Genomic DNA, 13,655 nt, shown 5'->3' with positions numbered 1-13,655 from the left:
CGGAGTGCTCCGGCGAACGCCGCCGCCGTGCGGCTACCCGTGCGGCGTCCCGTCTAACACGTGAGGTTCATCGCGACACGTGGGCGACGAGCTTCCCGAGGTTCGCCACGAAGACCGACGAACTGATCACCAGCGGACGGTCGCGCGGCACGTACGGCGGCTCCTCCGGAGGCGTGCGCGGGTCGTGGGGGGAGGTGTCGTACACGTCGCCGACGTGCTTGCTCGCGTACGCCCTCCCGTCGTACGGGGTGGCCGGACCGGGGCCGAGGTAGGGGTTGGTGACGGCGTCGGCCGGCGTGAGCCAGTGGTCCTTCGTGCCCAGGTCGGCGACCAGCGCCGCCGCCTCGGCGTCGGTCACCGCGGGCAGCGGGAACGGCGCGTCGCGGAACAGGTCGGTCAGCTCCAGGTCGCGGATCGAGAAGTAGCGCGGCAGCGGGATCTCCTCGCCGCGGTACAGCGGCGAACGGGCCTTCAGGTCGGCGACCTCGGCCGGTGTCAGCGCGCTGAGCTGCTCGTAGGTGGCTCGCAGACCGGCGACGTCGATCGGCCGCCCCGCGGAGTAGTGGCTCAGCGTGGCCCGGTGGTCGTGGTCGAAGTAGTAGGCGCCGTTGTTGACGTTGGAGCCGAAGCGGTGCACGAAGCGCGGACGGTTCGTGCCCAGCTCGACGAACGTCGGGTGCGTGCGCCCGGCCAGCAGCGGGTTCTCCGCGATCTGCTGAGCGGTCAGCGGGCAGCTCTCCAGCCAGGCGATGGCCTCCGGCACCCGGCTCAGGTACGCGCGGTCGCCGGTCAGCCGGAAGTAGTGGAACAGCTGCCGCACGTTGGTCTGCGTGGTGTGCGTCGCGAGCGCCCGCGGCTCGTAGGAGCGGGCGCCGGCCGGTGCCCCGGCGGGCCGCCCGCCCGCCGCGCGCGACAGGTGCTGCAAGCCCCAGCCCGCCTGCGGTCCCGGCTGCTGCATCCGGCGCAGGCACCGCATGGCGCGGACGACCGGGCGCAGCAGGTCGCGGCGGCCCAGCCCGGAGACGCACATCAGGAGGAACTTGATGTTCTCCCCGAGGACGTCGTCGTTGAACGTGACGTGCTGCGTGTACTCGCCGTCCTCCATGCCGTGCGCGACGTCCGGCGGCAGCCACGACGGCAGCACGTCCGGCCAGTGCGTCTCGCTCACCGACCCGGCGAACGACGGGAACCGCTGCGGCCAGCCGCCGTCGGCGACACCGCCGGAGAACTGCGCCGAGAGCACGAACCGGACGGCGCGGTCCACCGGACCCCGGAACCGCTGGTCACCGCGCTCCAGGAGCAGCCGCAGCAGGAACTGCGCCGCCGACGAGGTGCCCGCGTCGTCGAACGTCGCGTTGCCGTAGTGGTGCTGGAACTCCTCCAGCCGCCAGCCGTTCGCGCCGATCCGCTCGTACCAGTCGAGCAGGGACGCCCGCCCGGCGAAGTCGTGGACGTAGTTCCAGCCGCCCACCGGGAGCTGCGCCCGCACCAGTGCCAGCCCGGTGCGCACGGCGGCGCGGTAGAACGCCTCGTCACCGGTGGCGTGGTACGCGTCGAGCAGGCTGTGCCCCACCGACGGCGTGCCCGGCGGCTGGATCCAGCACATCGTGCGCTTGGCCTCCATCTCCCCCCACGTGGTGGAGAGGTCCGGGAGGTAGTTCCACACGTAGCCACCGCGGTAGGACACGTGTTCGTCCATGTGCACGGCGGCGCGTCTCATCGCGCTGATCGTGTCGGCGCGCACGTCCGGGGCCGCGAGGGCGGCTCCGGGACGGACACCGAGCAGTGTCGCGGCCACGGGCGCGGCGGCGATCCGGGCGAACCTTCGGCGGTTCAGGGGCATCTGTCCAGCCTCCAACGAACGAGGGGATGTCTCGTTGCGTGGCGGCGCCGGTCGTTTCTACCGCGGCCGGGAGACCCCGGCAACGCCCGGGGTGGCCGCATCCGGTCAGGCACCGCCACCGAGCCCGCCGCGCCGGACAGGCGTAGCGTCGGGGGGCCGGACACCTCCGGCACGATCGCAGGATTCGCGCCTCACGCGCACCACCCGAGCCCCGGTCGACCACGTTGCACCACACGAGTTGGAACCGGTGAGATGACCGCACCCGAGCGCAGCACGACCGATCTCGCGCCCCCCACGAGGAGCAGCGGCGAGTGCCCCGCCTGCCCCCACCCGCTGGACGACCACGACGACCTGGGCAGGCGCTTCTGCGCCGCCACGACCTCGTCGGCGCTGTCCCGCGCCTGCATCTGCCGCTGACGGCACGACGAAGCCCCCGACCCGAAGAGGGCCGGGGGCTTCGTGCTGTCAGCGTCAGACGCTGAAGGCGTTGAACTGCTGCGCGGCGACGACGTCCTCGTTGTCGTCACGAGTGGTCCCGCAGCCCCACTGCTGGATCTTCGCGCCGTTCTCGATCCCGGCACCGCGCACGTCGACGCACTTCGTGTGGAAGGCGTTGCCCTCCCACGCGGTCCTGGACACCAGGGCGAGGGCGCCGTTGGACTGCTCGAAGAACGCGAACTGCTGGGCCGCGATGCCGGACGCGCAGTCCCACTGCTGGAGCTGCGTGCCGTTGCTCAAACCGGCGCCACGCACGTCGAGGCACTTGCCGGAGTGCTTGAACTGGATGCTCGTCCACTCCAGCTCCGGGGTCAGCAGGGTGAGGTGCTGCTGACGCACTTCGGCGCACTCGTACTGCTGGACGTCGGTGCCGTTGGCGGTGCTGCCGTTGACGACGTCGAAGCACCGCCCGCTGTTGACGTTCTGCAGCATGATGGTGATGGCCGCCGACGCCTCGACGTCCGCGGACCGCTGCTGCGACTCCGCGCCCGGCTCGGCCTTCGCCGTCTTCGCCAGAACCTCACCGACGGTGGACAGCCTCGGGTCGTCGACGGTGCCGGTCGTCGGGGCCCCCGCGCTGGCCGACGCCGAGAACGCACCGCTCGCCGCGAGAAAACCGACCGCCGCCACGACGGCGAGACGAGTGAACTGCTTCTTCACGAAAATCCCTCTTCCCCCACTGCACACAACGGATTTGGCGCGGTAGAACCGCACGAGGAAAGACCTTGGCAGTAGTCGCGAGGTCGCGTCAAGAAAGATTCTTGCCGTAACGAAGAGCTGGGTTCGGACGATGCACACGGCCTCGTTCGGACAATCGGGGCAAGCTGTTGTTCTGGAGTGTTCCACCGTTGTTCCGCGGATGTTCGGACCACGCCCTCGGCGTGGTCCGGCGTCTCAGATCACGCCACGGGCGGGCATCGCGTCGGCGACCCGGCTGAAACCGGCGACGTCGCTCCGGTCAGGTGGTCGCCGGGCCCGCCGTGCAGGTCCGCCGCCTCCGGGCAGCGGTCGTGGATGCCGTGCACGACGTCCGCGAGCCGCCGTTCGGTGCGGTCGAAGCTCCACGAGTCGCGGAACCCGTCCTGCGAACAGGCGGACGGCGTCCGGGGGCACGGCGCGGTGGCGCCCTCGGCGACGATCCCGCCCCCGTTCCTCATGAGCGTGACGGCGTCGCGCCCGTTCAGCTCGTTCTGCGTCGCGCGGGGCAGCCGAGCAGGTGATCACCGTGTCACCGAGCCGCGCGACCTTCTCCGCGGCGTGCACGGCGACGTTCCCGGAGCCCGAGATCACCACCTTCTCGCCGTCGGACGAGTCGCCGCCGACCTTGAGCACCTCCTCGACGAAGAACGCGGTGCCGTGGCCGGTGGCCTCGGTGCACACCCGCGCGGGCACGCCGGTGTGCTCGCCGATGTGCCCGGACGACTCCGTCGTGAGGGTCTGGCAGAAGCGCGTGACCTCACCGTCGGACCGGCACCCGGGGTCGAAGTCCGAGCCGCCCCTGCCGCCACCGATGGGCATTCCGGTGAGCGAGTTCTCGACGATCTGCTGGAAACCGGGGAACTTCACGATTCCAGGTTCGCGATCGGGTGAAACCGCAGGCCACTCCGGTGGGGGCCGAGCGCCGAGTCGAACTCGACCCGAAATCCGCGGTTGATCTGCCCGGCTCCGGAGTCGTCCACCGGGGGAAATCCGGAAGATGCTCTGCCGTTCGGGCTCGCCCGACCGGCGGAACAGCGCCGCGTCGGCGTACTCCGGGTGCTCGGCGACCACCGGGCCGAGACTGTCCGGGACCTCCCGCACGGCTTGGTGGAACTCGTCCTCGCCGGGATTCCGCCGCAGCACCTCGTCGTGGACGTCGCTCACCGGTCGTCGGGCGAGAGGGACGCCCCCCGAGACAGTCACCCCGGAGGTCTGAGCTGGTCGCACGGGCTGTCGACGGGGCAGGTGCGCCAGGAACGCGAACAGCGGGTGGAGGACGAACCGGCCGGTGCGAAGGACGTGCCGGCGGCGAAGACGATCGCAGCGACCGGCGACGTCCGAGAACGGGAGAAGGGCCAGGAACTCGTTCCTGGCCCTTCTCCCGGATGGTGCCCCCGGCAGGATTCGAACCTGCGCTCCCGCCTCCGGAGGGCGGTGCGGTCACCGGCCGCGCCGAGCGTTCTACCAGCGTAAACAGCAAAATGATCTTGTGCGTGAGAGTAACTTTGGCCCGTATTTGGCGCAGGTCGACGTCGTGCTGGCCGTTTGAGTCGATCCAGCAAGCGCAAGCGGCTGTAACAGGAGGGGCAGCAGGGGTGAGGCCTGGGCATCGCTGCTGTCCTCTGCGGGGCGACACTTCCAGTCACTCGTAGCCCGTGCACTGCTCTACGGCCGTCTCAGCGTTGCGCTTACGGCCCTGTACGGAGATCGACATGGTGTACTCGTTTTCCCGGCATGGAAGTCGGCTGTCGTCAAGCCAGTAGGGTCTCCAGGCAAGCGAGAAGGTCGATGGACACCAGTACACCCGATCCCAGGCTGTTGCAGCCTCCCTCGAAGAGCAGTGTGGTTGGTTGCGGGACCCCTGTGCGGGGGCCTTGCCGTCACGCGGTCCGACGGGACCATTCACTGTCAATTTGGTGTCCAGCTAGTTAGTGATACGCTTGTGTTTCGCTTTGTGTCCGCCTTCGGCAGGGACGCAAACGTTTCGGCAGTAAACTTTCCCCATATTCTCGATGGTTTCTTCACTCCATTGGGCTGCATCTGTCGGTATACTATCCAGTCGCCATGCTGTTTCGATGGTCTCCGCATCGTCTAGCTCGCTTCGGGTCACGACACGATGCGTGAGAACTCGGTTTTCTTCATCAACATGCTCTAGTAGCACCTCGTCATTCTCCATTGGAAAATGGGAGTGCAAGAGGGTGACGCCAAAGCGTTGAGATGCGCCATGCCGTTTCAGAACTGCTGCGACCTCGGCAAGGCAGTCCGCATCCTGCAACGACAGATTGTCGACATCATCAATGTGGGGCAGTTCTCGAAAGTTGATTGCCTCGGTCATGTCTTCATCCTTTGTTGGATGGATGATGTATAACATTCTATCAACGATAGAGATATGATCTTGAATAATCCACCCGATCGTGGGAGTTGACTTCCTCGCTTGGAAATCGAGTCGATCTATCGGAGAACCGGCTGGCCGTTGGACTGCGCAGTAGGGAGTAATTGTCGCCACCTTGGGGAAGATGGTTGCTCGGCCCAGAGAGACCACTGGGACAGCTCTCCTGGGTACTGTCTCATCAACTATTAGCAGGTCAGAGACATAAGAGAGACAGGTGGGACAGGTGGGACAGGTTGGAGGTGAGGCGCGTAGGCCGGTAACTTTTGGGGCGCGCCCTTCAGGACGGATGGGCGACACTCTTGCTGCTCCCTGTTACTGACCTGAGGGTAGAGTAACCGAAAGCAGATCTACGGTAAGGATTTCAGGAGGGTTGCCATCCTGGACCCCGACCATGGCGGTAACGTGGAGCTTCTGCTTTGTCTCCATAGGCCATTCGAGCAATCCTGGGTCTTCGGATTCATCGAACGTAAGTGCTGAGACTTGTTGTACTGCAGCAGTGAGATTCCATGTCATTGCAACTACAAGCCATGCGCGTCCACCAATTCGGTATGTCGAAACCTTATCAATAGACAGAAGTTCCAAGCTTTTGGAGGTTTCCATTCGATACATACGTAGACCGGCAGTCAAATCGCCTACCAGGTTACTTTGCATCCTGCTAACTGTATTCTTGCATGCATGGCCAACTGCTGAGGTCAAAATATCATTAGTTCCGAGCAGGTCGACCGATAGATAGCCGACTTCTTGTTCTGTTTTTTCTGCAATTAGCTCTAGTAGAGTGCCGACATTCCGGCAGTAGATAAAGTCGTTGATGCGGTCCCCGAGATCCTCCGTAAGTTCCATGCGCAGCTCGGGATGGAGTTCTTTATCTCCAAATGCGGCTGCATCATTGGATACAAAGTAAAGCTTACCGGGATTCGTTCTGCAGGCGTCCTTGGCCGCCAGCCATAGGATTACGTCGCGAGCCCCGTAGCCCGACTTCGTCCATGAAGTAGAAGCGGGCAGTTTTCGCCATATTTCGCGCGAAATTCCTTCTGTGTGCATAGAGGCGTCTGTGGACAGTACTGTTATGTCGCTCTGAAAAGCGGAGGTTAGCCGATTGGCGGTTTCGCTCGGGCGCTCGGGGTTCTCTACGTGCGGGCGTGTCTTGGCGGATTCGCTGTACTTTGAGAGTTTTCTGTTCGCTTCGACACTCTTGTGCCATGCATCCTTGATGTCTGACATAAGGCCTGCGCGAAATTCTTCGAAGGTGAAATCTGGAACGGCTATTACGTTACCTGATTCTCGCGCCAATTCTCTAAGCAGGAGCCATCGTCGGTCGTTCGCATTGGGAATGGCTCGCAGTTCGTTGGCATCGATTACAATCATCTGCTACCTTCGGTTATCGGTGTAACGGCGCAGTTTGCTCGGGAATGAATAAGCGGATCGATTAACTTGCCCATGGAAGAGTGGAGTGTAGTTCGCTCAGAGCAAGGCTGTCATGCTCTCGATGATTGCATGAGCTCCAGCTCGTGATAGTGTTTCGCGTTTTCCGGGCTTGTTTGCGTATCCGATAGATTTGGCTCCCGCTGCGTGACTTGCCTCGATATCGGTAGCAGTATCACCAATGAGTACAGTGTCGGTAATACTTACACCAAGCTGATCGGCGGCTAGTGTCAGGGAAAGTGGGTTCGGTTTCATTGAAGCCGGATCGGCATGGACGCGGCCAGATATAAAAGAGACGATGTTGTCTAGGTTATGCCTAACCAGATACCGGTGGATGGCTGCTGTCGAATTGTTGCTAACCACTGCCACAGGCCGACCGCTCTCAACGATGTGACGCATGACCTGGACAGCAAACGGGGTCGGCTCTGCCGATTCGACTGCCTTGATTTCTGCTTCTACAAGGTAGTCTTCGATATCAAGCAGCGAGTCTTGTTTGTGAGCCCCGGTCCAGCGGAGCACATCCATAGGGTCCGTCTCATCGTTTATTGCAGGTCTAAAGACCGTCTCGTGTTGTCGCAAGATTGCGATCAAGTCGGATGCAATTCCGTCAGCTGCGTGGCCCGCAAAGACGCTGCATATCGGCCCATCAAAGTCGAAGAAGACAGCCTTTGCCTTATCGAGGATCGCGCTGTGTGTCTCAGTCATGGGCGTACTCCCGGGCGATCGTGTTCCAGATCGAGTCGAACCAAGTGCGTGCCTGGCGGACGTATTCAGCCGCGGTTGAGGTGTCGTCGCTCTCGCTTACCGAGTACTGGAAGAGAGTGGCATCCTTGCCCATCGGGTCGTAGATTGAGATCGGTTCGCCCTTGATCGTCACGTCATGCTCAACGACTGGGTAGAATCCGAAGAAAGCGTCTTCATTGTTGAGGATGTAGAGCTTAAGTACTGGCGGGATGCCGTGGACCCGGACCTGAACACTGCCAGACTTGATTAGACCCAGGTCGGTGAGTTCTTGCACGTCGTCAACGATTGCGTCGATTGATCGTTCGCTGATGCGCTTTTGCCGCATCCGCACCGCTGGGTCATCGGCTGCGGTGTCTGCCCTGCATGGAAGTGCCATCGGTACGGTCATGTCGGACACCATGATGCGGATGACGACGCTTTCGGGCGTGAGTCGTCCGGCGCGCACCTTGTCGAGCACTTCCGACAGCGTGTTGCGGAGTGTTTCGCTTCCGAAGCCTGCGAAGTCGATCGAGACGTGGGTTCGCTCGAACGCCGCTTCGACGTGCGGGCGGAGTCCTACGGGGCGCTCCGTTTGAGCCCGCACAAACGTGCCACTGCCCTGACGGCTGACGATCAGGTGTTCGGCCGCCAGGAGCCGTAGCGCTGTCTTGACCGTCTCCCTGGCGACACCGAACCGGCTCGCCAGGGCGGGCTGCGAGGGCAGCTTGTCGCCGGGCTGGAGCTTCTTCGTCAGGATCGCGGCCCGCAGCTTGTTCGCGATCTGCTGCGACTCGGTACGTGGGTCGTCCGGATCAAGGTCGTCCAGGTACTCCAGGCCGTCGCTCATGACGTAAGCATAGCGCCTGACTAGCCAAGACGTACTTTCTGGATACATCCGCTTGACATGACTAGCCATGTCCGCCAAGCTTCAGACATCGGCTCACCTGACTAGCCAGGGGAGCCAGGAGGAGGCTTAGAGATGGACACCACGAGCTACTACCCAGACGGTTTGACCTCTGCTGCAGTGGAGCGGCTGTTGGACGTTCAGGTGTCGGTGGAGATCGCGGCTGCTGCTAAGCCGTCGTCGGCGCTGTTGGACGGGTCGGCGCGGGAGCGTCGTAACCGGCGCATCGTGGAGCGGGCGCTCAAGGGGATCACCCCGAAGTACGGCGTCACGGTGGAGCAGGCCGCCGCCGAGCTGGAGGAGCTGGCAAGGCCGGTGGTCGTGTCGAACGTGTTGCCCGCACCGGTGTTCGGCCGCTCGAAGGGTAAGGGGCGCAAGGCGCGTCGCAACGCTGCCCGCCGGGCCGCCGTGGTCACGTCGGGCGCGGGGCGGGTGGCGTGATGGCGTTGACGCAGAACGACCTTGGCCACCAGGCAGGTCGGTTCCTGGTCGTCGGTGACGGGCGTCTGCGCGTGGACTTCGCCGCGCTGATCGCCGTGGTGCGGGAGTTGGTCGACCGTGAGGTTCGAGCCGCTTTTCCGGTGCCGGAGGACCTGACCGCCGCCCTGGCCGCGGCAGACCTGACGTGGAGCCGGGAGACCGGCGACGAAACCGCCACCCCGAACTACCTCCGGCACCTGGCCGTCACTGCGTCCGGCCTGCTTCACCCGGATCGCCGCCACGCTGACCGCGCGGTGCACCCCACGTACTGACTTCGCCCGGACCGGCGGCCTACTCCCGCCAAGAAGCCGCCGCCGGTCCGGCCCCATCCACACCGCCCCCATGAGGCGGGTGAGGAGAACCAAGCATGTCGGACAACGCCCACCGGTGCGACCTCGTGGACGAACGCACCGGTGACACCTTCTACCAGCCCAACCCCTACGGTCTGGTGACCCCGGTCGCCACCGCTGACGGTTCGGCCCCGCCGTCCCAGCGTGGTCGAACCTGGGAAGACCTGACCGCGTCCGGTCGCGTGCTGCGCCCCGCCGGGGGTACGCGATGAGCACCCCGCCGATTCGAATCGTGTCGTTCGGCTACCTGCACGACGCCCCACCGGAGGCCGAGCTGGTGATCGACGTGCGGCAGCTGCTGCGCGACCCCGCCCGCATGAAGGGCGCCGGTCTGCTCGACCAGGACGGCCGTGACGTCGCGGTGCGCCAGGTGGTGCTGTCCACGCCGGGCGCGGCAACGCTGCTGGACATCGTGTCGCAGGCCGTCGACGTCGCCCGCGTCACCCGCAAGCCCATGACGATTGCGTTCGGCTGTGCCGGCGGGCGGCACCGCTCGGTGGCCCTAGCCGAAGTGCTGGCCGGACTGCTGGCCGCCGAGGGCGTGACGGTCGAGCTGGAACACCGGCACGTCCACCTGCCCCGCGTGGTGCGTGAGGGCGACGACCGGGAAGGACACCGTCGGTGAGCATCCCGCCGCCCTTACTGCTGCTCCTGGTCGCGCTGGCCCTGGCCGCCGTGGTCGTGCTGTGGAAGCTGCTGGCCACCGCCGGTCTGATCGGCCTGGCTCAGTGGCTGGTCATCACCCAGGCCGAAGACCCGACCGCCGTGGTGGTCGTGGTCGGAGTGCCGGCCCTGGTCCTGGCGGTGCTGCTGCGCCGTCTGCGCCGCACCGATCGCGGCCCGTCTCGTTCCCCGCTGTACCTGCGCCGACAGGAGGTGTCCCGATGAGCACGTTCGCCGAGAACCGCCGCGCCGACAAGGCCGCTGCCGCCGAGCAGCGCCGGGCCGACCAGGCCATGCTGTTCGAGCAGCGCCGCGCCGACGCGGAGGCCCGCGCCGAGCGGGAGCGCGCCGACCAGGCCGCCGCCGCGAAGCTGCGCCAGGAGCGCGCCGACGCCGCCCGCGCTCGCCGTGCCGCCGCTCGTGCCGCGGTGACCTCGTGGGTGTCCGCGCACACCATCGACCTGTTGTTCCTGCCGGTGGTGCTGGTGCCGGCGGTGCTCGCCTGGTCGGCGATCGCCGGGTTCGGCCACGACCTGTACGGCGCACCGGGCTGGACGATGCCGCTGTTCTCCGAAGCCGCGATGTGGGCGTTCGCGTTCGCCCGTGCCGCCGCGTTGCGTGCCGGTCGCCCGACCGGGCGGCTCACGCTCGGGGTGTGGGTGTTCGCCGGGGTGTCCGGGACGTTGGCGTTCCTGCACGGCCTGACCCACCCCGGTGGCGGAGCGGTGGATGGCATCGTCATGGCGCTGGTCGCGGTCGGTGGCGTGGTGGTGCACCAGATGGTCACCGCCGCCCCCGCCAAGCCGCGCCCGACCCGTGAGCAGCGCGCCGCCTCCCGGCTTCACCGCCTGGCCGCCCGCCGGGTGGAGATGGTGCGCCGCACCGCCCTGCGCCACGCCGTCGCCGAGTTGGCTGCGGACGGCACCGCCACGCTGGTGCACCGGCCCGGTCTGGTGGAGCTGCGCCGCGGTTGGACCGGCCGTGTGCGGCTGATGCCCACCACGGTCGCCGGGTTGCCGGTCACCGATGGGTGGGACGACGCCGCCGCCGACCTGGTGGCCGAGATCGACGCCTACCGCGCCGCGCTGCCCGCCCCGCGCACCGACGCCGCCATGATCACCACGGACCCCGTGGAGACCTCGCCCGCGACCTTCACCGCGCAGACCGCGCACAGTGCGGGAAATGCGGAAACGGTGCCCGCGCCCGACGCGGACAAGATCGCGCGCTACACCGCCCGCGTGCGCGCCGCGATCGACCGCCAGGCCCTCCCGAAGCACCCCTCACAGACCCAGGTGCGCAAGTTCCTGCGCTGCCGCTCCGAGCACGCCGCCGCCGTGCACCGCGCTCTGTTCCCCACCCACGACAACGGCCCCGATGACGAGGGCGGCACCCGCCAGGAGGTGATGGCATGACCACCGCACACGAGCACGACAACGACGGCCAGGAGCACGCCAAGGTGCTGCCGCTGCCGGTACGCCGCACCGACGCCCCGACCGCGCCAGGGACCGAGCTGGAGCCGGACGCGACCGTGGTCGGCGAGGTGCTGACCGAGCAGGAGTCCGCCGAGCTGGACCGCCGCATGGCGGCCGAGCGGGCACGGGCGGCGGCCGGTGCGGTGGTGCGGGTCGTCAAGACCGGCGCCACCCACGAGGTCACCCGCCGCACCGGTCGGGCGGTGGTGCGCAACGTCGGCTACGCCGTGGCCGGCTCCCGCGCCCTGCGCGCCGAGCGTCGCGCCCGCCGCCACCACACCGACCTTGAGCAGGCCATCACCACCCTGCGCGTGAACGCCAAGGACTCCGACGACTTCCGCGTGCTGCGGGAGCTGGAGCAGGCGTTGGAGCAGCGCCGCTCCGGGCAGGCACAGCGTGGCCGTGAGCGCCGGTTGGAGGTGCTGCGGTGGTCCGGTGGCGCGGTGGTGCTCCTGGCATCGGGCCACGTGCTGCTGCTGGGCTACGCCGCCGCTCAGGCCGTCGTCGGCGCGGGCTCGCTGACCGATCGATGGCACGACATCGTCGGCTTCTGGACCACCGTGGTCGAGGTGTCCCCGGTGGGGGCGTACTGGTGGGCATGGGCCACTTCCGGCGCGGTGGTGTGGGCGGCACGCACCATCCCGGTGGGCCGCTCGCGCGGCACGTTGCCGATGTGGGCCGGTGAGGAGCAGACGCGCCCGGCTGACGGGCGCGACATCATCCCGGACGAGTCCGCAGTGCTCTCCGCGCTGCGGCACCTGTCCGGCCTGCCCGCGCTCAAGCAGGCGTTCAAGGAGGGGTGGGGACGCAGCATCACGCCGACGTGGGTGCAGCCGCCGCACCGGGACGGCAAGGGCTGGCGGATGCAGTTGGTCATGCCCAAGGGCGTGCCGGTGGAGGAGATCGTCAAGCGCAAGACCGTCTTCGCCCACAACCTGGTGCGCCTGCCGGTGGAGGTGTGGCCGTCGGAGCCGAAGGACCAGCCGGGCGTGCTGGACCTGTGGGTGGCTGACCAGGGCGCGTTGTCCGGGCCGGTGGAACCGTGGCCGCTGCTGGAGTCCGGCACCGTGGACTTCTTCGCCGGGGTGCCTCTCGGGGTCAACATCCGAGGGGAGCGCGTCACCGGGCAGCTCTCGGAGAAGAACTACGCCATCGCCGGGATGATGGGCAGCGGCAAGTCCACGCTGATCATCACCATGCTCACCGGCGCGCTGCTGGACCCGTTGGTGGACGCCGACGTGTTCGTGCTGGCCACCAACGCCGACTACGACCCCATGCGCAACCGTCTGCGGACCCTGCGCACCGGCGCGGACCGCGAGACCGTCACCGCGTGCATGGACACCCTGCGCGAGCTGTACCGCGACCTGGAGACCAGGGGCAAGGCGTTGCAGCAGCACGGAGCGCGAGCGGTGACGCGCAAGCTCGCCGAGAAGGACGCCCGGCTGCGCCCGCGCGTCGTGGTGATCGACGAGTGCCAGGCGCTGTTCATGGACAACGAGCACGGGGAGGAGGCAGCCGACGTGACCGTGAAGCTGATCAGCGCCGCCCGCAAGTACGGCATCGTGCTGGTCTTCGCCACCCCGGAACCGTCCACCGCGTCGCTGCCCCGCAAGGTCATGGCCGTGGTGTCCTGCAAGGCGTGCTTCGCCATCGGTGACCAGCAGTCCAACGACGCGGTGCTCGGCACCGGCAGCTACAAGCAGGGCATCTCGGCGGTGTCGCTGGAGCCCAAGACCACCGAAGGCCCCGGCGACATCGGCACCGCGATGGTGCGCGGCATCATGGCCAAGCCCGGCCTGCTGCGCAGCCACTACCTGACCACCGATGAGGTCACCGCGGTCATGGAACGCGCCGTCGCCCTGCGCGCCGGTCACGTCTCCGCCCCGGCCGAGGACGACGCCCCGGCGGTGGACACGTTGGCCGACATCGCCCGCGTGCTGGGCAGCGAAATGCGGCTCCGCTCGGCGGTGGTGCTGTCGCGGCTCATCGAGCACGACCCCGACCACTACGGCGACTGGTCGTTCAAGGACCTGCGCGCCGTGCTGGACCGCCACGACGTGCCCCCGCGCAAGTACCAGGGCGACAGCGTCGTCCGTGCCGACGACATCACCGACGCAATCACTCGCCGTGACGACGACGCGGCGGACGACACCGCCGAGTAGTGCGAAGTCCTCGGCGACGACCGCCGAACCCCCGTGGTGAGCCAGGG

Annotated in this window: 15 protein-coding genes, 1 tRNA gene and 1 pseudogene; 8 read left to right on the top strand and 9 right to left on the bottom strand. The window is 66.9% G+C overall.

The window, feature by feature from the left end:
• Positions 1 to 67 precede the first annotated feature (67 nt).
• Positions 68 to 1,843: a pectate lyase gene (locus IMZ35_RS03220; RefSeq protein WP_199439313.1), complete on the bottom strand. Its 1,776-nt coding sequence runs from the start codon at positions 1,841 to 1,843 to the stop codon at positions 68 to 70.
• 252 nt (positions 1,844 to 2,095) lie between these two features.
• Here IMZ35_RS03220 and IMZ35_RS03215 point away from each other — a divergent pair, with 252 nt between their 5' ends.
• Positions 2,096 to 2,260 (top strand): RGCVC family protein, encoded by a 165-nt coding sequence (locus IMZ35_RS03215; protein WP_199439312.1) that lies wholly within the window; start codon positions 2,096 to 2,098, stop codon positions 2,258 to 2,260.
• Between the two features lie 54 nt (positions 2,261 to 2,314).
• On the opposite strand, the gene IMZ35_RS03210 is transcribed toward IMZ35_RS03215, so the two are convergent.
• From IMZ35_RS03210 to IMZ35_RS03180, 8 genes and pseudogenes are all read right to left on the bottom strand, one after another.
• Positions 2,315 to 3,001, bottom strand: a complete 687-nt coding sequence (locus tag IMZ35_RS03210; protein ID WP_199439311.1) for an RICIN domain-containing protein — start codon at positions 2,999 to 3,001, stop codon at positions 2,315 to 2,317.
• 239 nt (positions 3,002 to 3,240) lie between these two features.
• Positions 3,241 to 3,498, bottom strand: a complete 258-nt coding sequence (locus IMZ35_RS32220) for a hypothetical protein (RefSeq protein WP_438816823.1) — start codon at positions 3,496 to 3,498, stop codon at positions 3,241 to 3,243.
• Between the two features lie 112 nt (positions 3,499 to 3,610).
• A pseudogene (locus IMZ35_RS32215) lies at positions 3,611 to 4,020 on the bottom strand (Glu/Leu/Phe/Val dehydrogenase dimerization domain-containing protein); the annotation flags it as partial.
• Between the two features lie 406 nt (positions 4,021 to 4,426).
• A tRNA-Arg gene (locus IMZ35_RS03200) sits at positions 4,427 to 4,494 on the bottom strand.
• 470 nt (positions 4,495 to 4,964) lie between these two features.
• On the bottom strand, positions 4,965 to 5,411 hold the full coding sequence (locus tag IMZ35_RS03195) for a hypothetical protein (RefSeq protein WP_199439310.1): 447 nt from the start codon (positions 5,409 to 5,411) through the stop codon (positions 4,965 to 4,967).
• Between the two features lie 333 nt (positions 5,412 to 5,744).
• Positions 5,745 to 6,797: a PIN domain-containing protein gene (locus tag IMZ35_RS03190; protein WP_199439309.1), complete on the bottom strand. Its 1,053-nt coding sequence runs from the start codon at positions 6,795 to 6,797 to the stop codon at positions 5,745 to 5,747.
• Positions 6,798 to 6,893: 96 nt separating this feature from the next.
• Entirely contained in the window at positions 6,894 to 7,559 is a 666-nt protein-coding gene (locus tag IMZ35_RS03185; protein ID WP_199439308.1) for an HAD family hydrolase, read from the bottom strand.
• Complete coding sequence (locus IMZ35_RS03180; protein WP_199439307.1) at positions 7,552 to 8,424, bottom strand: GntR family transcriptional regulator; 873 nt, start codon at positions 8,422 to 8,424, stop codon at positions 7,552 to 7,554. Before IMZ35_RS03180 ends, IMZ35_RS03185 begins: the two co-directional genes overlap by 8 nt.
• Before the next feature lie 132 nt (positions 8,425 to 8,556).
• On the opposite strand from IMZ35_RS03180, the gene IMZ35_RS03175 reads away from it, so the two are divergent.
• The 7 genes from IMZ35_RS03175 to IMZ35_RS03145 all read left to right on the top strand — a co-directional run bounded on the left by IMZ35_RS03175 (position 8,557) and on the right by IMZ35_RS03145 (position 13,608).
• Positions 8,557 to 8,922 (top strand): hypothetical protein, encoded by a 366-nt coding sequence (locus IMZ35_RS03175; protein WP_199439306.1) that lies wholly within the window; start codon positions 8,557 to 8,559, stop codon positions 8,920 to 8,922.
• Positions 8,922 to 9,233: a hypothetical protein gene (locus tag IMZ35_RS03170; protein ID WP_199439305.1), complete on the top strand. Its 312-nt coding sequence runs from the start codon at positions 8,922 to 8,924 to the stop codon at positions 9,231 to 9,233. The genes IMZ35_RS03175 and IMZ35_RS03170 overlap by 1 nt, the downstream gene beginning before the upstream one ends.
• Positions 9,234 to 9,328: 95 nt before the next feature.
• Positions 9,329 to 9,523 carry a hypothetical protein gene (locus IMZ35_RS03165; protein ID WP_199439304.1) on the top strand — a complete coding sequence of 65 codons (195 nt, stop codon included), beginning with the start codon at positions 9,329 to 9,331 and terminating at the stop codon, positions 9,521 to 9,523.
• A 20-nt stretch (positions 9,524 to 9,543) separates the two neighbouring features.
• Positions 9,544 to 9,936: a RapZ C-terminal domain-containing protein gene (locus IMZ35_RS03160; protein ID WP_199439303.1), complete on the top strand. Its 393-nt coding sequence runs from the start codon at positions 9,544 to 9,546 to the stop codon at positions 9,934 to 9,936.
• Entirely contained in the window at positions 9,933 to 10,199 is a 267-nt protein-coding gene (locus tag IMZ35_RS03155; RefSeq protein WP_199439302.1) for a hypothetical protein, read from the top strand. Before IMZ35_RS03160 ends, IMZ35_RS03155 begins: the two co-directional genes overlap by 4 nt.
• Positions 10,196 to 11,386, top strand: a complete 1,191-nt coding sequence (locus tag IMZ35_RS03150; protein ID WP_199439301.1) for a hypothetical protein — start codon at positions 10,196 to 10,198, stop codon at positions 11,384 to 11,386. Before IMZ35_RS03155 ends, IMZ35_RS03150 begins: the two co-directional genes overlap by 4 nt.
• Complete coding sequence (locus IMZ35_RS03145) at positions 11,383 to 13,608, top strand: FtsK/SpoIIIE domain-containing protein (protein WP_199439300.1); 2,226 nt, start codon at positions 11,383 to 11,385, stop codon at positions 13,606 to 13,608. The genes IMZ35_RS03150 and IMZ35_RS03145 overlap by 4 nt, the downstream gene beginning before the upstream one ends.
• Positions 13,609 to 13,655: the final 47 nt, after the last annotated feature.

This window comes from Umezawaea beigongshangensis (assembly GCF_016464305.1).
Lineage (GTDB): Bacteria > Actinomycetota > Actinomycetes > Mycobacteriales > Pseudonocardiaceae > Umezawaea_A > Umezawaea_A beigongshangensis.
The sequence above is the reverse complement of the archived record's forward strand: the minus strand, read 5'-3'. Positions and strand labels throughout refer to the sequence as shown.

Coding starts and splice junctions, on each gene's coding strand:
- IMZ35_RS03215 (WP_199439312.1), top strand. CDS start 2,096: ATGACCGCACCCGAGCGCAGCACGACCGATCTCGCGCCCCCCACGAGG.
- IMZ35_RS03170 (WP_199439305.1), top strand. CDS start 8,922: ATGGCGTTGACGCAGAACGACCTTGGCCACCAGGCAGGTCGGTTCCTG.
- IMZ35_RS03165 (WP_199439304.1), top strand. CDS start 9,329: ATGTCGGACAACGCCCACCGGTGCGACCTCGTGGACGAACGCACCGGT.
- IMZ35_RS03175 (WP_199439306.1), top strand. CDS start 8,557: ATGGACACCACGAGCTACTACCCAGACGGTTTGACCTCTGCTGCAGTG.
- IMZ35_RS03195 (WP_199439310.1), bottom strand. CDS start 5,411: ATGTTATACATCATCCATCCAACAAAGGATGAAGACATGACCGAGGCA.
- IMZ35_RS32220 (WP_438816823.1), bottom strand. CDS start 3,498: ATGAGGAACGGGGGCGGGATCGTCGCCGAGGGCGCCACCGCGCCGTGC.
- IMZ35_RS03185 (WP_199439308.1), bottom strand. CDS start 7,559: ATGACTGAGACACACAGCGCGATCCTCGATAAGGCAAAGGCTGTCTTC.
- IMZ35_RS03150 (WP_199439301.1), top strand. CDS start 10,196: ATGAGCACGTTCGCCGAGAACCGCCGCGCCGACAAGGCCGCTGCCGCC.
- IMZ35_RS03220 (WP_199439313.1), bottom strand. CDS start 1,843: ATGCCCCTGAACCGCCGAAGGTTCGCCCGGATCGCCGCCGCGCCCGTG.
- IMZ35_RS03180 (WP_199439307.1), bottom strand. CDS start 8,424: ATGAGCGACGGCCTGGAGTACCTGGACGACCTTGATCCGGACGACCCA.
- IMZ35_RS03145 (WP_199439300.1), top strand. CDS start 11,383: ATGACCACCGCACACGAGCACGACAACGACGGCCAGGAGCACGCCAAG.
- IMZ35_RS03190 (WP_199439309.1), bottom strand. CDS start 6,797: ATGATTGTAATCGATGCCAACGAACTGCGAGCCATTCCCAATGCGAAC.